Consider the following 19,786-nt stretch of genomic DNA (forward strand, 5'->3'; position numbering starts at 1 on the left):
ACTCTTTTCATTTATATTCATGTCCAATCAATTAGATAAGCATACGCTGGTACGAATTTCTCCGTGTCACACCCTCCCCTTTACACACTTACTTTTTTATAGTACAATATCTTTAAATTAAGATAATTATTCATCGACAAAATTCACATAGAAGGAGTTGCTTCAATCATGACAACAACATTACGGGCAGTAGAAGGCGTATATCAAGGGGCTCCGATCCATATGGTCGGCGACGGCTTCCGGGTATCGAATTATTTCCCTGGCGGCACGAACTTCGGCGAGCGCTTTAGTCCCTTCATTCTGATGGATTACAATGCGCCGTTTGTTTTCCCGCCAAGCAATGAGGTGAAAGGCGTTGGCGCCCATCCGCACCGCGGATTCGAGACGGTGACCATCGCTTATGACGGTTACGTCGAGCATCATGACAACAAAGGCCATCACGGAATTATCGGTCCAGGCGATGTGCAATGGATGACGGCGGGCTCCGGTCTGCTGCACAAGGAATATCATGAGAAAAGCTTCTCCCGCCGCGGCGGACTGTTCCACGTCATTCAGCTGTGGATTAACCTTCCCCGCGCGCACAAAATGCATGCGCCAAAATATCAGGAGCTGCTAAAAGCGGATATGGGGTATTCGGAGCTTCCTGACGGCGGCGGTACGGTTCGCGTCATTGCGGGCAGCTTCAACGGCGTAACCGGTCCTGCTCAAACCTTTACGCCGGTTAATCTGTTTGACATTTCTTTTAAAGCGGGAGGTCTAGCAAGCTTTGAGCTCCCGGCTTCTTACAATACGGCGGCGATGGTGCTTAAAGGCAATGCCCTCATTAACGGAGAGCGAAAAGCCGCCGAAGGTGATTTTGTCCTTTTCTCCAATACCGCAGGAGCCATTCAGATTGAGGGTCAGACCGACGATACGCTAGTGATCGTTCTAAGCGGTGAACCGATCGATGAACCGGTCTTCCAGCAAGGACCGTTTGTCATGAACAGCCGACAAGAAGTATTTCAAGCGTTTGTCGACTTCCAGGATGGCAAAATGGGACCAGCCGATTTCTAAAACGCATGACAGCCGGGCGGCTTGCCCGGCTTTTTTTCTGCCAGCCTGCCTCATAATAACCAACCCTTCCGTCATAAGCATGCTTGAAGAGCTTATTTTTAGGAGGGAAAGGAATGAACGACTCCAACGCAGGCAGTAACAATGCCAATGCTTCCAATAATCCTGAGGCGAATGGCGGGAAAAGCGAATCGTTTGCCGTTCCTCAGCCTTATCGGCCAATCGATTGCGCGGGAGGCCCTGACTTAGGTCCGCGGGACATTATGCGGGATTTGGAAAATCCCGATATGCTTCGACCTCCGATAACCGACAACGGACTGGTACCGAATCTGAAATTCTCGTTCTCCGATACGCATATGCAGCTCAATCAGGGCGGCTGGTCCCGCGAGATCACGCAGCGCGAGATGCCGATTGCCACAACTCTCGCCGGCGTAAACATGTATTTGACGCCCGGCGGTGTCCGCGAGCTGCATTGGCATCAGCAATCCGAGTGGGCTTATATGATATGGGGAAGCGCGAGGATCACATCCGTCGACCAGGACGGACGCAATTTCATCGCGGACGTTGAAGCAGGCGACTTATGGTTTTTTCCGGCAGGACTGCCCCATTCCATACAAGGGCTTGAGCATGGCTGCGAGTTTTTGCTTGTTTTTGACGATGGCAAATTTTCCGACCTGAATACGTTGTCGATCTCCGACTGGTTCGCCCACACGCCAAAAGAGGTATTATGCGCTAACTTTGGCGTACCGGAATCGGCCTTTGATTCCATCCCGACGGATCAGCTTTATATTTTCCAGGATGAAGTACCCGGCTCGATCGAAAGCCAGCAGGTCCACTCGCCTTACGGCACGGTACCTCAAAGCTTCAAATACCGCCTTCTTGCCCAGACGCCCATCGTTACGCCGGGCGGCACGGTTCGGATTGCAGACTCGACCAACTTTCATGCCGCCAAAACGATTGCCGCAGCGCTTGTCGAGATCAAACCCGGCGCTATGCGGGAGCTGCATTGGCATCCAAACAATGACGAATGGCAATATTATTTGACAGGACAAGGACGGATGACCGTTTTTGCCGGGAACGGTGCCGCAAGAACGTTTGATTACCGGGCGGGAGATGTCGGTTACGTGCCGTTTGCTTATGGGCATTACATTCAGAATACCGGCGATGAGTCCTTATGGTTTCTGGAGATGTTCAAGAGCGACCGGTTTATGGACGTATCCCTCAACCAATGGATGGCGCTTACGCCAAGAGATCTGATAAGGGATAATCTGCATGTTGGCCCCGAGCTTCTGAATGCGCTGCGCAAGGAGAAGTGGCCGGTCGTGAAATACCCGGGCAAATCCTATTTGAAATAGGCGAACGTCGTTCCGGGCGAATGCATAGGATATCCCATTAGTCTAGAGTCTGGAAAGGCGGAGAGCTAGTGGCGGTATCCTATATGGACTTCACTTCCCCTAACGTGCAGTTCTGGTATGACGTGAACACAAACACAACGTTCAAGAAAGACAATCGCAACTTCATCAATACCTTGTCGATTGCACAATTAAATACGCTAGGCAACGTTTCATTGCTGGATATTTACCTCAGCCGTTCGAATGTAGTTGAGCCGCATATTCATCAGAACGCAACCGAGCTGGTCTATTGCATTTCCGGTTCGGCCGTTGTATCCATTATTAACCCGTTTACGAAAAAGCTGCTGAACTTCCCGATAGAGCCCGGTCAAGTCGCGAACGTGCCGCAAGGCTGGCCGCATTACGAAATCGCTACGGTAGATAACACCCATCTGCTTGCAATCTTTGACGCACCTGTGCCGGAGTTTATCGGATATTCCGATATGCTGCGCCTGACGCCTCCCGGGGTTCTCGCCCATACTTACTGTCTGAACGAGCAAATGGTCAAAGAAACGCTGGCACCCATTACGGATACGACAGTCATCGGTCCTCCGGCCAATTGCCAGCCGCAGCAAATGCAGCGCGAGCCGGAGGCCCAGCCGCCCTATGCTCCCTATCCCAATGAACCGCAGGGTTATGGCCCACATGGTCCCTTTGGACCCCAGTTTTATCCGCAGCAACAGCAGCAATATCCGCAACCCTTCAGCTATCTCCAGCAGCCCAACCCGCCTTATTTCTTCTAACCCGCACTTGTGGTGCTAATAAGACCAATAAGAGACAACCGCATGGACGGTTGTCTCTTTTTGAATGCCTTTATGCCGATTGCTGCGGATACACGAACGCATCGGAAACGCTGATATGCAGATTGCCTTCCTCTCCCGCATCCAGGTATTCGTCGTGCAGGAAGGAGATCGACTGTCCGTCGGATGTCTTCGCAAGCACGCGCCAGCGTTTCCCTTCGAATACGCTATGCAGAACATGGACGGGCAGCTGGTTCGCCGAAGCCGTTGGCACGGACCTCCACTCGGCGGAATCCGGACGGAACAGCAGATCAACCAGATGTGTTCGTTGTACCCCGGGAGAGCCTGGTGACGTGCCTACTATTTCTTGTCCCGCTATCCGTACGGTTGTATGCTCCCCCTCCCTGACCAGCTTGCTCTTCAAGCGATTGCCCGCTCCAAGCAGCATGGCTGCGGACAAGGTTGCCGGACGGTCGTAGCAAATTTGCGGCCGGTCAATCTGGTCAACGGCGCCAGCCCGCATAATCATAAGACGATCGGCCATGGCAAAGGCTTCATCGGGATCATGCGTCACATGGAATACGGTTGTGCCGAGCTGACGAAACAAATAAGCCATCTCCGAGCGCATCTCGATGCGGAGCCGCATGTCCAGATTGGAGAGCGGCTCGTCAAGCAGCAGCAGATCCGGCTTGGTTGCCAGCGCACGCGCGATAGCTACCCGCTGTTGTTGTCCGCCGGACAATTGCGGCGGAAGCCTATCCTCCAGCCCTTCCAGATGCAGGAGTGCTACAAGCTCCGCGATTTGTTCGCGGATGGCTGCTGCCGCTGCCTTTTGCCTGCGGAGGCCGTAAGCGATATTGTCATAGATCGTCATATGCGGCCATAACGCGTAATCCTGGAATACCATGTTGATGCCGCGTTTCTCCGGCGGAACCAGCCGGGATACCGACGCCACCGTTGCGCCGCGCAGGCGGATCTCGCCTTCGTCCGGCTGCTGGAGGCCGGCAATCAGCTGGAGCAGCGTGGATTTGCCGCACCCGGACGGTCCTAGCACGCTGATAATCTCCCCTTGGCTCACCGAGAAGTTAATATCCCGCAGCGCGGTATGGGAACCAAACGATTTGCCCAGCCGTTCAACTTCCAGTATCGTATTCGTCATGATTTTACCCGCTTTCTTGAAGGTTTAACAAGCAATTCCATTACGGCAATGATCGAGATGACAATTCCCCCGCCGGTCAGCGTTGCTGCCGCCGCGTATCCAAACTTGAGATCCTCGAATGCCTTGTTAATGACAACCGGAAGCGTCATAAAGTTAGGCGGATACAGAATGGACGAGATGGCCAGATCAAATACGCTTGCTCCGAAAGCAGCCAGACCCGCGTATAGGAGAGCCCCTTTTATTAGAGGCATCAGAATCGTGGTTACTCTCTGGCCGAACGATGCTCCCTGCATCTGCGCCGCCGATAGCAGCTGTCTCGGCACCTTCGCCATCGCTCCGACCACTACGCGCGTAATAACCGGAATCACGCCGGCTACGCTAGCCAGAATCAGAATCCAAGGCGTTCCGTACAGCAGAAGTCCAATCTTTTCGAGCCATGCCTGATTCCAGATGAAGATATACCCGATCCCCAGTACGATTCCGGGTACGGCGAGCGATACCAGCGAGATGACATCAATGGTTTTGCGCAGCCTGAATTGCGAATACGTCAGAACGTACGCGACAAGGAACCCAACAAACAGACCGAGAACGGCTGCTACGGCCGCAATCTCCAGCGAATGGACAAGTCCTTCCAGCAAATTGCGGTTATTACCGGCAAATAAAGCTTTATAATGTTCGAACGTCAACTCGCGCCCTTTGCCGGCGGTCGAGCTGCCCGAAATAGACATCAGCAGGTTGGAGCCGAACGGAATACCGATTACGACGGCAAGAAACACGATATTGCCAATAACGAGATAAATCCCGCCCTTACGCGGCTTCTTAGGTTCTGAGCGCGTTGCTCTCGAAGACAGGAAATCATAACGCGACTTGCGCATGGCATACAGCTGTACGCTCATCGCCAGGGCAATGAGGAGCACGAGATAGAACGATAACGCCCCGGCCATATCGAACCGGATCGGCGACGTGTATAACGCGGAATAAATCGAATAAGGCAAGGTTGGAAAACGGAAAATGGTCGCGATGGACGCCGGGAGACCAAAGTCGCCTACCGTATCCATAAAGACAAGCATGGCTCCGGAACAGATGGCCGGAAGCAGGAGCGGCGCTTGGATCGTACGCCATACCGTCCAGCTGGACCCGCCCGACAATCGCGCGGCTTCGCTCAGCCGGTCTACCTTCCACTCCAGCGCGGAATAGACGGTTAAATAAGCAAGCGGGAATTTGCTGAGCGTCATGACGGTAATAAGCCCGATTGGCTGAAAAATAAACGAATGCAGGCTATGCCAGCCCAGCCACTTGGCGGCAAGTCCGTCTGCAGAGGCAAACATGACCCAGCCCTGCGCCAAAATAAAGGATGGCGTAATAATCAGAATCCATACGGCAAAGTCAAGCAGCTTGGCGCCGCGGAAGGCCCAGTTCGATCTGGCCATCGCGATGGCCGTACCGATCATCGTGGCCAGCACCGTGGTTCCAATGCCAAGAATGACGGAATTTTTCAGGGAAACATACCAAAGCGGCCGCCGGAACACATCCAGCAAAAGCGATAAATCGCCAAGCTCGAATTGACCAAAAAAAACTCCGGGCAGGAGTACCTGAATGACGACGGCAATAAGCGGCAGCAGAATAAGAAGAAACAGGACGGCCAGCACGAGCCAGCCAGTCCGGTTTCCTTGTGATTGAAGTCGCAGCATTATTTCACCGCGTTATCCGCGAACCATTGTTTAATTTCGCCTTCATGCTCGCCCGCCCAGCCAGCTTCCGCAACAAGCAGCTTTGCATCTGCCGCACGGTCGGCTTTTGGGTTAACGCCTTTTACCGATGGCTCGAAATAGCTCTCGTCGCCTTTATCGATAAGCGCCTGCTGGGTTGCCGGATCAAGGAGGAATTCTACGAATGCTTTTGCCGCTTCCTGATGCTTGGACTCTTTTTGAATCGCTGCCACGCGTACCGATGCAGGCGCGCCCTCCGCCGGCCAGATAATATCAACCGGTTCGCCGGCATTTTTCAGCGTGTACGCATTGCTTTCTTGAAGAGCTGCCGCTTTGATCTCGCCGTCGGTCAGCGCTTTAGCTACGTTAGGGTTCTTCGGATAAACGTGAACGCCGTTTTTCATAAGGCTTTCGAAATAGGTTTTGCCCTGATCCATGCCTTTGGATTGGAAGAACCACGCTACGAACGGATACGCAGGTGCGGCTACGGCCGGATCGGCCATGCCTACTACGCCTTTATATTTCGCGTCAAGCAAGTCATCCCATGTTTTGGGAGCGCTGTTTGCGTCAAATGCTTTCGTGTTATAGACGATAACGGATGCGGCATGCGCGCCCGTAGGGAAGTAGGTGTTGTTCGCTGGAACGACCGTCTTTGCGAAATCCGTCAATCCATCCAGATTGCTTGGTGTCCAGTTGTCGAGCAGCTGTCCGTTTTTACCCATTTGGTCGATGGTTGGCATCGAGTCCATCCATACGACGTCCCAATGCGGGTTGCCTTTTTCCGCTTCGATACGGGAAGCGATCTCGGCGCCGTTGCCGGAAACGATCTCCAGCTTATAGCCTGTCTTCTCTTCGAACATTGGTTTTACGATATCGTCGAAATCATTCAAATATACAACGAGAGGCTCATCCTTGCTTGCATCCGCCGCGGCCGGGCTAGCCGCCGCATCCGCTGATGGCTCCGTGCTTGCTTCCGTTGTTGCGGAGGCATTTGTTGCGCCGTTGCCCGTTGCTGCCGTATTAGCTTCGTTATTGCCGTTATTTCCGCAAGCCGACAGTGCTGCTGTTACCGCCAAGACGCTGACAAGCATAAGACCCTTCATTTTATACCCGTTTGCCATTTCTCTTACCCCTCCAATGTCTTTTTCTTTCATTCTCAGATTAACGACGGATTGTAAATGGAAGATTAAGTGAATGATAAAGTTATATTAAATAACATCTATCTATATTGATAGCTTCATCGAAATTATCTATAGTATGACAAGAAGAGTTAAGGAGATGAGCCCATAATGAATATTCAGCAGCTTCGCGTATTTGCCCATGCCGCACGCCTGTCTACCTTAACCGAGGTTGCAGCAGAGCTGCAGCTTAAACAGCCAACGGTAAGCTTTCATCTGAAAAAACTCGAGGAAGCGCTAGGCGTTGAGCTGTTCTATAAGCATCCCCGGCAGCTGCGCCTGACGGATGCGGGACAAACCTTGCTGCCCTATGCCAAGCGGATATGCGCGTTATTGGATGAGTCCGGTCAGCTCATGAAGGAGCACCGGGAGCAGGGCCGGGGGCATCTGAAAATAGGGGCAAGCTATACGCCCGCTACCTATTTCCTCCCCCCCTATTTAGCTGCCTTTCAAGCTAAATACGACAAGGTTATGCCGCAAATGACAGTAAAGCAGGCCGGTACCGTTATCAATCTGCTGAGAGAATTCGAGATTGATGTCGCGGTTGTATCGCTGATCGTCCGCCCCTTCGACGATCTCGAGATTATTCCGCTGGCGGATGACGATTTGAAGCTGGTGCTGCCTTATAATCATCCGCTTGCCCACAAAGAAACTATCCTTGTTGAAGATTTAAAGAATGAATCTTTCCTTCTGCATGAACACGGCTCTACTTCCAGAGAGTTGTCCGAGCTATGGGCGAGGGATAATGGCCTGGAATGGAGGGTTATCATGGAGCTTGGGGCGATCGAGACGATCAAGGAATCCGTCAAGCACGGGATTGGCATTGGCATGCTGCCTTGGCGGAGCGTGACAAGAGAGGTGCAGGCGAAGGAGCTGGTGCTTCGCGAGCTGCCGGGAAACGTGCAGCAGCGCCATATTTGCCTGGCCTTCCGAAAGGCCGATATTATGGCTTTCCATGTCCGCTCCTTCATCCAGTTTATGAAGCATTCCTGCCTATAGCGGACTTGCGGAAGACAGGAAAAAGCCGCTCTATCGCCCCCTTTCATAAGGCAGGCGCAGAGCGGCTTTTATAATTCCGTATTAGGATTCCAAACGATAGCTGACAAAAGCAAGCTTCCGGCTGTCCGGCGACCAGGAATTGACGTTAATCGTCCCTTGTCCGCCAAACAACTTAACAAGCGTCCGGTATTCTCCGCCATTGCTGTCCATCAGACGGAGCTCCACATGCTTGTTGGCCGGATGATCTCCCGGTGCCACATCCCCCTTACGGTAGGTGATATAAGCAACCTGCTTGCCGTCCGGCGACACATGAGGGAACCAGCTGTTGCTCTCGTCAAACGTCATTTGCATCTGCTCGCTGCCGTCGGCCTTCATTCGCCACACCTGCATAAGGCCCGTTCTAACGGAGTTGAACCAGATATAGCCGCCATCCGGCGAATATTCGGGACCGTCGTCGAGTCCCGGCGTATTCGTGAGCTGCGTCTCTTCGCCGCCGATTGCCGGTATCGTATAAATGTCGTACTGTCCGTTTCTCTCCGCGCAATAAGCGAGAGTTCGGCCATCCGGCGACCAGCCGTGCAGATAGCTTGGTCCCATCGGAGTGACAAGAACGGGATCTCCTCCCTCCAGCGGGAACGTATAAATACGGGATTGTCCGTCTTCTCTCGTATGATGGCTGACCGCAAGACGGGTATTATCCGGTGACAATACGTGGTCGTTATTGCAATGCACGGCGAAGGAGGAAGGGATCTCCGTGCTGGTCCCTTGTTCAATATTAAAGCTGTATATCCGGCCCCTGCTGTTATAAATAAGCGTCTTGCCGTCGCTTGTCCAGTTCGGCGCCTCAATCAGATAATCGAAAGACGCCAGGACGCTCCGCTCGCCGGATTCTATATCCACTGTTTCCAGAAAGCTCGTAATGCCCGAAGATTCCGCCATTTCCGCTTCTCCCCTTATGTATGATGAAATGATGACAGGATAAGTGCTAACCACTCTATCCTAGCAGATTTTTAATGCGCTTTCATCATTCTACCTTAGCGCCTAGCGACCTGAGCAGCACAATCGCTTGTATGGCATCCATCCGGGCTCCCTTAAGATTAACCGTCTTCCAAGGTACGCCTTCCAGCTCGGCCCCACGCAAGTCCGCGCCGCTTAAGTTCGTTTGCGTCAGGTTTGCCCTTGTCAGATCGCATTTGCAAAGATCGGATTTCTCGAGCGAAGCTCCCATCAAATCGGCTTCCACGAAGCGGATATCCCTCAGATTTTGCTTGTCCAGCTTTACATGCCTGAGATTCGTATAGGACCAGTCGCCTTTAACAATCGTTATTCCGCTCAGCTCGGCACGCGTAAAGTCGGAGCCGGTCATTTTGCAGGCCGCGAACTTTGCGACAAACAGATTTGCTCCTTCAAACAAACAATTCGTAAACGCCGACTCGGTATGCACGGAAGCATTAAGCGCGGCGCCATGAAAATCGCATTCCTCGAACTTGCAGCCCGTCGTAATAACTTCCTCCAACCGAGCGCCGATAAACTTGCATTTTATGAATACGCAGCGCGTCAGCTCGGCTTCCCTGAAATCTTCCCCGCTGAAATCAACGCCTTCAAACTGCCGATCGGTATAAGTCTGCATGGCTATTCCCCTCTTCCCACGTCAAGCTCCGATAATGTCCTAATTCGATTGTAGGTGAACAAGGATCGTGTAGCAAGCTTAACTACGTCGCGGGCTTCCCCTTCTGAAGCTTTTCGCTTGTTTTATTCGCACAGAATGCAAAAGCAACCCGCAGCCTCCAAAGGAAGTCGCGGGTTGTTCCGTATATTATCGAATGACAGGTTGTTACGATTTAATTCGCGCGCGGCCGGCGGTTATAGCCTTTTTCTTCATAGGGCTGAAGCTTCTCAATCCAAAGCTCGAGTAGAGCATCCACTTCCGCCTGATATTTTTTCAGCTCGGAACGGTCCGTCACATTCTCTTCGCGCGGCTTGATCGAATCCAGCTCTTCAAAAACAAAGCAGCTTCCTCCGTATTTGTTCCAATCCTGCTGCAATTCGAATACGGTGTTCATGTTTGTCTGCTGCATGAAGGCGAGCCGGTTCTTTGCTCCATCCAAATCCATTGAGCCAAGCACCAGAATTTTCCCGTTCTCCGTATTCCGAATCTGATAAACACCCATTCTCCGGAAGGTTTGGGCGTAAGCCGTCCCTAGTTCGCGCTTGCGCTGTTTCTCCATTTGCTCATCATCTCCTTCATACTTGTTTACTAATTTACTAAATAAGTAACGTAGTCAAGATTAGCATACGTTGCAGTTAGTCGTCAACCGATGCGTGAACCAGTAACCGATAAACAAACCCGGACATAACAAACAAGGCTAGACAACCTGTCTAGCCTTGCGAAGTTAAACGAGAAAAATCCGGTTAAGCGGTCAGCTTGATGATTCTAAGCGATGCACTGGCGATAGGCTGGTCGGCTACGCCGCCAAACGGCGGGTATTGGATGACCGCACTAATATTGATTGCGGTCTGAGTGCTGGTCGCAGGGATAAGCGCCCGAAGCTCGACCACATCATTGGCAGCTAGACGCATTATAGCCGTTGCCCCTACGTCGTTGACTTGCTGACCGTCGGTTACGGCTAGCCCCGAGGTGGTTGCGGGATGCAAGGTGCCGTTAATAAAAATTCCGAACGCGCAATGGGTTGGAGGCGGCAGAAAGGACACGCTCCAGTCTGCCGTGTAATCACCGGCTGTCGGCACCGTTAACGAAGTAGCCGTTGCTACAATTCCCCCTGCGATAACGGATGACGGCTGGTCGAATTGATTAAAGCGTACCGCCTGATTATTAACCAAGGTCTGCGCCGCATTATCGTACACATTGGCGTAAGCCGGCGAGAACGAACCTGCCGGCCCTTGCACTCCCTGAGGGCCTTGCGCTCCTGCCGGACCTTGTGCTCCCTGCGCGCCTTGCGGTCCCGTCAGACCCTGAGGACCTTGAGGGCCAGGGGGGCCTTGCGGACCCGGAGGGCCATCATTTTCGAATACGTTAATTATATTGTTAATTTGGTTGATCTCGGTTACAAACGTGTTTTGCTGTACGGTCGTCAGGTTGACCGTTTCCATCGTAATAAACAACTGATTAATAATGACCTGCTGTTCTATCGCCTTATCGATCAAGGACAGCTCGATCCGCTTGAGCAGGTCGATAAAATCTTTAAGCAGCTTCAGCAGCGTATCTTTGCGGCACATTCCGGATTTGGCTACAAAATCGTGCAGCCGGACGTTTTGCATCATCAGCCCGTGATTATGCTGACTCTCCGTATGCGTAAGCGCCGTAGGGAGCTCATTCTTAATCCCTTCCAGAATGCTAATCAATCGAGCGAATTCCGCATCAGTCACATGGACTTTGCAATGTTTCTTTTTGTGGTGACGGCATACCTTTTTGCGCCTGCAATGCTTTTTGTGCTTCCTAGATTTCCGGACTGCGGATTTCAAGCCTGCACCTCCATGGTTGTTGTCCCGTTACTGTATGTGGGACAAGAGCCGCATGGCGTATGCGCTTGTCATGCTTGCCACAAATAAGGCCATTACCGCGATTCCGCAAAACGCTTAATCCCATCCATATAATCGGACTCTGGATAAGTCGCTTTGGCATGCTCATAGCCGGCATTGCCAGCCGTCCAGTCACAGGTAAGAATTAGCCGGGTCTCCTCTCCTTCAGGAATAATACGGAAGTGCATATCGCAATAATTTGTCTCATGATGAGGATCGTAAGCCGGCGCGGCATGCTGTTCATAAGCAAATTCATGGTTGGGTTCATAGCTGCGGACAAAACCGTATACATGCAGCGTGTTGTCTCCGTCCGCCCCTTGCCCGCGGAATTCAATTCGCGCTCCCGGCTCAAAAGTGGATTGCATCGTGCAGCCAAATAAGGTTGCCTGAGCCCCTTCTGAGGTGGCAACCGCTGCCCATACATCCTCTGGTGCAGCCTGAATAACAATATCAAACGTAAGCTGATTACGACCTGCTGTAGCTTCGGCCATTCTTTTCACATCCCATCATATTAATCTACCAGTTAAGCTTACCATGTTTAATATGGAAATTAATACTAGAAAACCACGCCGGCTGGCGTGGTTTTCTAGCTGCCTATTGCTCCAGTAGCCGGAGCAGCAGCACGACAGCCTCGGCGCGCGTCGCCGTTCCGTTTGGCGCAAACAGATTGCCTCCGCGCCCGTTAAGGATTCCTGCTTGCTTTAACGCTTCTATCTCTTGCTTCGACCATGCCGGAATAGCCTCATCATCGCTGAAGCCCGTAGTCCCGGCGGAAGCTGCCGGCAATTGGAGGATACGCGCAATGATAACCGCCATCTCCGCACGGGTAATGGCAGCGTCCGGACGGAAGGTTCCGTCGGCATAGCCGTTAATCATACCGGCATTGACGGCGATTGCAATCGAATCTTCGGCCCATTCCTGAATGCTTGCTCCGTCGGTAAACGCCACTTCCTTGCTTGAGACCGGAAGCTGCAGTGCCTTTACGAGCATAACCACAAATTCGGCACGCGTAACGGTATTGTCCGGACGGAACGTACCGTCCGCATAGCCGTTCACTATCTTTTTCTCCGCAGCCTGCTTGATCAGTTCCTCCGCCCAATGCCCCTGAAGATCCTTAAAGACCGGAGCCGGAACTGCTGTACGGGTAACGGTCACTTTATACGTTTTGGTATTGCCGTTCTCCGCTGCTACCGTCCACTCCAGCACGTTAGCTCCAAGCGTTAGATGAACGAAGCTTTGCGATGCCGGAACCTGGCCGTTTACTTTGAAACCTATTCTTGCCTTGGAATCCGATACAGTCCCGCTTATCTCTACTTGATCAGCTTCCGTATCAGCCGTATAGTCGGTAGTAGCCGGGCTGAAAGCTGGAGACAACCTGATGGCTTGCCCTTTGGCGGACAGGCTGATTGCTTTCAAATTGGCATCACTGGATAGCGATGGACCGCTAATTACCGGAGGCGGAGCTACTACCCGCACCGTACGGCTGACTTCGTCGGCGGCATTGCCGGCATCATCAGTCGCGTTATAGTGAATCGTATAGACGCCAACGGTATTTACATCTACAACATCGCCTGTTGTAACAACGTTATTTAAGTTTCCTTGTCTGCTGTCCGTTGCCGTTGCTCCTTGATCCTGATAAGCCGTGCCTCTCGTGATCTGAATTTCCGCATCGCCGTTAAGCGTAATCACCGGCTTCACTGTATCTATCGTCCAAGTGTACGATGCGGCTTCGCCTGTTACTTGGCCATTCCCTGCATGAACTTGCAAGGTATGTGGTCCGTCGGCAAGCTCCGATAATGCGAGAGGTGAAGCCGACGCTGTCCAGTCCGAATTATCCAAGCTGTATTCAAAAGTCGCATTCTCCTCGTTGCTTATAAAGCTGAAAGAAGCCGAGCTGCTGTTCGAAAGGGCATTAGGCGCGCCGGTAATCGTAGCGGAAGGTCCTTCCGACACGACCGGCTCCAGCACGCGGACCGTACGGGTTACGGTAACGGCGGCATTGCCGGCGGCATCGGATACATTATATTGAACCGTATAGTCTCCTGCCGTTGTTGGATCAACCGTTCCCGTAACCGTAATCTGCCCGGTTAAATTCCCGTCATGGTTATCCGTAGCAGCTGCTCCGGGATCGGTGTAAGCCGTTCCCTTCTCCAATTGAACAACCGGATCGCCGTTTATCGCAATCACCGGCTTTACCGTATCAATCACCCACGTATACGGGACAGGCGTTTCGTCCGTATTGCCAAAAATATCTACCGCGCGGACATACAGCGTATGAGAGCCGTCCGCAAGCTTCGAAAAAGTAACCGGCGAAGTACAAGCAGCGTAATATTCACCGTTGTTATCCAGGCTGCACTCAAAGGTTGATCCGTCTTCATTGCTGCCGAACGTAAACGACGGGGTACTGTCGACCGATACGGCTGCCGGTGAAGAAACAATTGCGGTATCCGGCGCAGTTGTGTCCACCTGCGTATTCTGATATACGCCGTATACGTTAAATTCATTGATGGACCACCAGCTGCTGGATGTACCGGTCTGAACCAATTTGATATAGCGGACGCCCGCGGCCGTGACATTAATGGTTGTTGCACCGCTTGCTCCATTGCCGCTGGCTGCGCTGCTGCCCCAATTCGTGCCGTCCGCGGATACGTATACTTCATAGCTCTTGGCATAATCGGACCCGCTCGATTCCGTTACAATCTTCGTAATATCCGCTGCCGTTTTCATATCCACGATAATATACTGGCCGTTTGCCATCGGAACTCCCGCACTCCAACGGGTTCCTGCTCCATCGAACATATTGGCCGGAGCATCTCCGCTGGAAGGCGACGATTCCGCCGTCCAGCCTGTGCGGTCAAGCGCACCGCCGGATATTTCCGGCGTTACGGCCGTTATCGGGCTGCTGGCTGCCGAACGGTTGCCGCTTCCGTCTTTTGCCACGATTTTATACGTATAGCCTGTCGACGCCTTTAATCCCGTACTGTTGTATGCGGTAGCGATCGTAGATCCGATCAGCGTGTTGTTCCGGTATATCTCATAACCCTCAACGCCAACGTTATCGGTCGAAGCCGTCCAGCTGAGGTTAATCTGACTGCTGGATACCGGCGTTGCGGTCAAGCCTGTTGGAGCGGTTGGCGCTTCCGCGTCGCCCCCCGCGAACAATTTCATCGTTTGTCTCATGTTGCTGCTGGAGGTTACGCTTCCGCCGTTGCCGTTGACAATATGCGTAATCTCGCTGCCTGTGGTTCCGTTCAGCCAAATCGTCGTCAGATTATGCAATTTGATGCCCGGATTAGCCGGTGCTTCAATCGCGTTCTCCAGCTTAACCGCCGCATCCCGGAAATACGAATAAATGCCAAGCCCCCAAGAAAAATCGGATTGGCCGAGTGATCGGCTGCGCTGCCCGGTTCACCTACCTTCAATAACGTAGAGGAGGTTTGCTCGCCTGCCTCGATAACAAGCCCGGATACGTTAACTCCGTCCACATCGTCAATAACAATGACGTCCTGCCCGTTATCCGGAATCAATGTCGGCAGTCCGATGCCGTATACAACGGTATTCGGGTTGGTTACGTGAATCGTGTCGCTTAAATGATAAATGCCAGGGGTGAAGAACAGGTTTTTCCCATCCTCCAAAGCGGCGTTGATAGCCGCCGAAGTAGCCGAGTCTGGCTTCGCGATATAGAAATCATCGATGGAGATCGACTGCCCCGGCGTCTGGCCGTTCGCCCAGCTGACGCCTTGCGTATTCGTCTCGAGCGAAGGAACAAACACTTGATAGTGTCCTTGGTTATCGACGTAAAGATAAGGCTTTTCTTTCACAACCGGCGTTTTATCGATGACTGTATAAGGAGGATCCGGGAATTCGCCGGAAGGCGCGTTTTTATCCCCGACGAATACCATATTCCATACGCCGTTCGACCAGCTGTTCCATTCGCTGTTGCGGGAGAACCATTGCTGCTGGGAAGCCGGAATAATATTGGCGTCGATCTTGGAATCCGCCAGATATCCGCCGCTTGCCCAGCCCGCATCCCAGGATGCCGTAAAATCAAACAGATGCATATCCTTGCTTACGACATGCACGCGGCGCATCGGGGCTGCCTGCGAGACAGCGTATCTGACGGTTGCATTCGGATCTGCCGGAGCGATCTTTACGTTCTCGATGGAACGCCAGAAGTTTCGGGTCGCATTGCCGTTATCCCATTTGGCATCGACATTTAAAGCGCCCGTTATCGTAACGTCATCCGGGTTCTGTCCAAGACCCGCTACGGATGTGTTGAAGCCGACGTTCATATTGACGTCGTAGGCGCCCGGCTTGAAGAGCAGCGCATACCGTTCATCGCCGAATTCGTTTCTTTCCTGATTGCCGTATACGGCGCTGGTAACGCTTTCAATATCGGGTTTGGACATAGATGGATCAAAGACATACACATTAGGACCAAAAATCGTGGAGTTAGCGGGGGAACTCGGAATGGCAGCATGCGTGACTGCGGGATAGACGGTGTTAAGACTGATGGCAAGCGCCAATGCGGAAACGGCGGCCGTCACCTTCTTCATCTTCTTCATAATTGCCTCTTTACCTCCCAAATCTTATTGGATGGAAGTCTAGGTGGCAGGTCTAGCTAAATAATAACGCTTTCATTTCCAGATGAAGGAGGGGTGAACTTTAGAATATTGGTGTTGTAAAATTAAGGACTTGATACATAATGTCTCAAGTCCTTAACAATTGATCCCGCCAAGACGGGTATTTAGGCGTCCATCCGTATTGCTGTTTAGCCTTTTCGTTCGAGGCTCCGCGCTCGCCGCGGTTCATGCCATCCTGCGTAACCGGCTCCGGCGCGCCAAGCGAATTGGCATATAACGGCAGCCAGATCTTCCCTTCCGCCGGTTCATCATCCACGATATTTACGGGACCAGCCGGCCAATCCAGCGCCTGAAGGGCAGCGCGTGCTGCGTCCTCGATATGAAGGAACGAGGTTCGGCCGTCGGTTGCCGGAACCTTACCCTGCTTCACCTGCCCGGCAAACATCCCGCTCTCATGGTCATAAAACGTACCCGGCCCATACAAGGCCCCATACCGCAAAATAACGGAATGCGGCATTTCCGCTGCTGCCCGCTCCATCGCAATGACACCGTCAATCGAGATTTTTCGCGGCAGCGGCGCTTCCGCATCCAGACGATCCTTCTCGGTTGCGACCGATTCACCGGGCTCGTAAGCCCACGAAATACTCTGCACAATCATTCTCGGCACCCCGGCAGCCAAGGCTGCATCAACCAGGTTGCGAGTCCCCTCTATGCGTATTCTCGCATTATCAGCCAAGTTCCATTCGCTAAGAGCCGTCAACTGATGAATCACGACATCCGGACGGTAATCCGCAAGTAATTCAAACAGTCTGTCTCGATCGTAAGCATCGGCAACAACCGCTGTTGCTCCTGCTTGCTCGATTTGTTCCACCTTGGAAGCGCTCCTGGTGATTCCCATTACCTCGTGCCCCGCTTCGGTCAGCAAAGGCAGCAGCAAACGTCCGACAACGCCGGCAGCTCCGGCAACCATGATTTTCATAACGTCTTCGTTCTCCCTTCCATTACGGATTTATTGCGGCTGCTCCGCGCGCGGGCTTTTCAGCTTGATCCGGAATAACAGTCGCAGCAGCGGCGATACCGCAAAGTAAATAAAGAAGGTACGGAACAATTGATAACCGGATACCATCGACAGATCCGCATTGATCTCATGGGCCAATATCCCCATCTGATCCATCCCGCCAGGCGCAAGACTAAGTAAAGCGGTAGACCGCGTTACCGGATGAAGCAAGGTCATGAGCTCGCTAAGCCCCCAAGCGCAGAGCATTAACACCAATCTGCTTACTATTGCAAAAGAAAACGTCCGTACCTTCCGCTGGAGCTTGCCCGGCTTAAGCAGCAGCCCGACATACGTGCCGATCATCAGCTGCGATGCGCTTATTAACGTAGACGGAAGCGACGGCCCGTGCAGCCCGATTCCTTGGAGAATAGCTGTAGAAATCGCGGGGCCAAGCAGAAAAGCGGTGGGAAATTTGATCCGGTTGCCCGCAATCGCACAAATGACGCATACCGGCGCAAAAATCAATATGTTCGGGAATAGAGCTGCCCAGTTATCATGCTTAGCCGCGATCGGCACGGCTGCAGCAGCCGCGTCATGCACTTGTCCGAAGATCGGACTGAACACGAGTAACGGAATGCCAATGACAATAATCATCAGCCGGACGACCTGCGTCACTGTGACAACGGTCAAATTTACGCCTTTCGTCTCCTCGGCAAGCGTCAGTACTTGCGACAAACCTCCGGGGATACTGCCAAGCAAAGCGGTCTCGAAGTCCGTATCCGAAAGCTTCGATACCGCAAAAGCAATTCCCCCGCATAATAGAAGCAAAATAACGGTCATCAGGCACATCGTCGGCAGCTGCGCCCCCATCTCTTTCAGAGCCGTTCCCGTCATGGACAGACCGATGGTATACCCGACAATCATCAAGCCGGAATTGCGGATTTGGCGAGGCCATCTATACTTGCCTTTCCATGCGTTTGATCCGATTAACACCGCTATCATAGGCCCCAGCAGCCACGGTATCGGGGTATTCAGTAGGTAGAAAATGATCCCGCCGCCAACGGCGGTTAAGAGAGTTATCAAAAATTTAATTCCGTTTGCTTCCGATATTGCATGCCTGCCCATCGTTACAATCCTTCCTTCCCTTACTCGTTAATCATACAGGAAAGTAACGATGCCTGCATAATCCTTCAGCGATTCTTTTTTCACTTCAAGCTGCCTCACTTCCCGGCTTGGCTTGCCGGCTGCCGAGATGAAATTCTCCACTTTATCGAACAAAAGCTTGCCGGGCAGTCCAAGCGCCTTAGTCCGGTAATGCATCGGAATCGTAATGGCAGGATCGAGCTGGTTCATCACCGCCGCGGCATCCGCACCGTTTAAGGTCATCTTTCCGCCAGCCGGAACCATTAGAATATCCACCTTTCCGATTTGAGCGATTTGTTCCGCTGTCAGCAGATGTCCCAGGTCACCGCAATGACATACCGTCAGGTCCCCAGCCTTAATCACAAAAACGATATTAGGGCCTCTTTTCTTGCCGCCTGCTTTGTCATGGAAGGTCGGGATACCTGAGATGGACACCTCCTTTTTCCCGTATCCTCTTGGCTGATTAACCAGCATATATTCGCCGGAAGCCACCTGAATCTGGTTATGGTCCTTATGATCATGCGTGACGATAACGATGTCGGACTCGATATTTTTGGGCATCCTGTAGCCAAGGAGACGTCCGTAAGGATCGATTAAGATCCGCGTGCCTACGTCTGTCGTCAGCAAGAATGAAGATTGGCCATACCATTTGATTTTCATAAAAGAATTCCCCTTTGAATATGTGCGTATTTCTGCACAATTTAGAATGAGAAGACCTCTGTTGAGGCTGCTCTTGAATGGATGAACGACTATTTCTAATCCAATAAATCGGATATCGTATAGTTGCCCAGCACAAAATAAACCTGGTCGGAAATATCCGCCATGATTTGCTTGAAAGATTCGTTTACTTTTTTGCCGAAATGATGATTCCCGGTTGTGTCCAGCATGCGGTCCCACGGAGGCTCCTCTTCATGCACGGTCTTATACACCTCGCGGAGCGTAACAAGCTCCGGACGTTTGGCCAGCTGGTAGCCGCCGGTACGCCCTTGCTTCACTTCAATGATGCCGCCCTCCACGAGCTGCGACAGAATCTTCCGCAAAGCGGTTGGCTCGCAATGTATCCGCTCTGCAATTTCGCTGCTTGTCAGCAGCTCTGTCTGGGAAGCCAATACGATTAAGGCCTGTACGCCAAATCCAAACCGTTTCAGTTGTGCCATAGCTGCCGGACCGTTTCCTCCTTCGCAATAATATGTGCTAATTTTAGCACACTTTAATCGGCATGACAAAATCAACGTCCCTGCCTCAGATTTAGACGGATGGCTCTTCGGTATAGTATTGTAGTGGTTAGAGGTGAACA

The 19,786-nt window shown here is 52.3% G+C and carries 18 protein-coding genes; 4 read left to right on the forward strand and 14 right to left on the reverse strand.

Features of this window, described 5'->3' with window-relative positions:
- Positions 1 to 168: 168 nt before the first annotated feature.
- The 3 genes from CFI03_RS08830 to CFI03_RS08840 all read left to right on the forward strand — a co-directional run bounded on the left by CFI03_RS08830 (position 169) and on the right by CFI03_RS08840 (position 3,184).
- A complete protein-coding gene (locus CFI03_RS08830) occupies positions 169 to 1,053 on the forward strand; it encodes a pirin family protein (RefSeq protein ID WP_248757067.1) in 885 nt (294 codons plus the stop codon).
- Positions 1,054 to 1,166: 113 nt separating this feature from the next.
- The gene (locus CFI03_RS08835; protein WP_248757068.1) at positions 1,167 to 2,405 is read left to right on the forward strand and encodes an oxalate decarboxylase family bicupin; all 1,239 of its coding nucleotides are present in this window, start codon (positions 1,167 to 1,169) and stop codon (positions 2,403 to 2,405) included.
- 68 nt (positions 2,406 to 2,473) lie between these two features.
- The gene (locus tag CFI03_RS08840; protein WP_248757069.1) at positions 2,474 to 3,184 is read left to right on the forward strand and encodes a cupin domain-containing protein; all 711 of its coding nucleotides are present in this window, start codon (positions 2,474 to 2,476) and stop codon (positions 3,182 to 3,184) included.
- A gap of 70 nt (positions 3,185 to 3,254) precedes the next feature.
- Here CFI03_RS08840 and CFI03_RS08845 read toward each other — a convergent pair whose 3' ends face one another.
- The 3 genes from CFI03_RS08845 to CFI03_RS08855 are packed head-to-tail and all read right to left on the reverse strand — an operon-like array spanning position 3,255 to position 7,170.
- Positions 3,255 to 4,340 carry an ABC transporter ATP-binding protein gene (locus CFI03_RS08845; RefSeq protein ID WP_248757070.1) on the reverse strand — a complete coding sequence of 362 codons (1,086 nt, stop codon included), beginning with the start codon at positions 4,338 to 4,340 and terminating at the stop codon, positions 3,255 to 3,257.
- Positions 4,337 to 6,031, reverse strand: a complete 1,695-nt coding sequence (locus tag CFI03_RS08850; RefSeq protein WP_248757071.1) for an ABC transporter permease — start codon at positions 6,029 to 6,031, stop codon at positions 4,337 to 4,339. Before CFI03_RS08850 ends, CFI03_RS08845 begins: the two co-directional genes overlap by 4 nt.
- Positions 6,031 to 7,170: an ABC transporter substrate-binding protein gene (locus tag CFI03_RS08855; protein ID WP_248757073.1), complete on the reverse strand. Its 1,140-nt coding sequence runs from the start codon at positions 7,168 to 7,170 to the stop codon at positions 6,031 to 6,033. Before CFI03_RS08855 ends, CFI03_RS08850 begins: the two co-directional genes overlap by 1 nt.
- Positions 7,171 to 7,338: 168 nt before the next feature.
- Between CFI03_RS08855 and CFI03_RS08860 the strand changes: the two genes are divergently transcribed.
- Entirely contained in the window at positions 7,339 to 8,226 is an 888-nt protein-coding gene (locus tag CFI03_RS08860; protein WP_248757075.1) for a LysR family transcriptional regulator, read from the forward strand.
- A gap of 81 nt (positions 8,227 to 8,307) precedes the next feature.
- Here the strand turns inward: CFI03_RS08860 and CFI03_RS08865 are convergent, their stop codons facing one another.
- The 11 genes from CFI03_RS08865 to CFI03_RS08915 all read right to left on the reverse strand — a co-directional run bounded on the left by CFI03_RS08865 (position 8,308) and on the right by CFI03_RS08915 (position 19,646).
- The gene (locus tag CFI03_RS08865; RefSeq protein WP_248757077.1) at positions 8,308 to 9,165 is read right to left on the reverse strand and encodes a TolB family protein; all 858 of its coding nucleotides are present in this window, start codon (positions 9,163 to 9,165) and stop codon (positions 8,308 to 8,310) included.
- An 85-nt stretch (positions 9,166 to 9,250) separates the two neighbouring features.
- Entirely contained in the window at positions 9,251 to 9,856 is a 606-nt protein-coding gene (locus tag CFI03_RS08870) for a pentapeptide repeat-containing protein (protein ID WP_248757079.1), read from the reverse strand.
- Positions 9,857 to 10,067: 211 nt separating this feature from the next.
- Positions 10,068 to 10,454 (reverse strand): GIY-YIG nuclease family protein, encoded by a 387-nt coding sequence (locus tag CFI03_RS08875; protein WP_127493641.1) that lies wholly within the window; start codon positions 10,452 to 10,454, stop codon positions 10,068 to 10,070.
- Positions 10,455 to 10,638: 184 nt separating this feature from the next.
- Entirely contained in the window at positions 10,639 to 11,589 is a 951-nt protein-coding gene (locus tag CFI03_RS08880; protein ID WP_248757080.1) for a collagen-like triple helix repeat-containing protein, read from the reverse strand.
- A 212-nt stretch (positions 11,590 to 11,801) separates the two neighbouring features.
- Complete coding sequence (locus CFI03_RS08885) at positions 11,802 to 12,257, reverse strand: SRPBCC domain-containing protein (RefSeq protein WP_248757081.1); 456 nt, start codon at positions 12,255 to 12,257, stop codon at positions 11,802 to 11,804.
- A 103-nt stretch (positions 12,258 to 12,360) separates the two neighbouring features.
- Positions 12,361 to 15,045 (reverse strand): S-layer homology domain-containing protein, encoded by a 2,685-nt coding sequence (locus CFI03_RS08890; protein WP_248757083.1) that lies wholly within the window; start codon positions 15,043 to 15,045, stop codon positions 12,361 to 12,363.
- Complete coding sequence (locus CFI03_RS08895; protein ID WP_248757085.1) at positions 15,033 to 16,331, reverse strand: hypothetical protein; 1,299 nt, start codon at positions 16,329 to 16,331, stop codon at positions 15,033 to 15,035. The genes CFI03_RS08890 and CFI03_RS08895 overlap by 13 nt, the downstream gene beginning before the upstream one ends.
- A gap of 145 nt (positions 16,332 to 16,476) precedes the next feature.
- A complete protein-coding gene (locus CFI03_RS08900) occupies positions 16,477 to 17,328 on the reverse strand; it encodes an NAD-dependent epimerase/dehydratase family protein (RefSeq protein ID WP_248757087.1) in 852 nt (283 codons plus the stop codon).
- 30 nt (positions 17,329 to 17,358) lie between these two features.
- Positions 17,359 to 18,471 carry an AbrB family transcriptional regulator gene (locus CFI03_RS08905; RefSeq protein ID WP_248757089.1) on the reverse strand — a complete coding sequence of 371 codons (1,113 nt, stop codon included), beginning with the start codon at positions 18,469 to 18,471 and terminating at the stop codon, positions 17,359 to 17,361.
- 27 nt (positions 18,472 to 18,498) lie between these two features.
- The gene (locus CFI03_RS08910) at positions 18,499 to 19,149 is read right to left on the reverse strand and encodes an MBL fold metallo-hydrolase (protein WP_248757091.1); all 651 of its coding nucleotides are present in this window, start codon (positions 19,147 to 19,149) and stop codon (positions 18,499 to 18,501) included.
- Positions 19,150 to 19,244: 95 nt separating this feature from the next.
- Positions 19,245 to 19,646: an Rrf2 family transcriptional regulator gene (locus CFI03_RS08915; protein WP_015843559.1), complete on the reverse strand. Its 402-nt coding sequence runs from the start codon at positions 19,644 to 19,646 to the stop codon at positions 19,245 to 19,247.
- Positions 19,647 to 19,786: the final 140 nt, after the last annotated feature.

The sequence above is a fragment of the Paenibacillus sp. ATY16 genome (assembly GCF_003399985.2).
GTDB classification, from domain to species: Bacteria; Bacillota; Bacilli; order Paenibacillales; family Paenibacillaceae; genus Pristimantibacillus; species Pristimantibacillus glycanilyticus.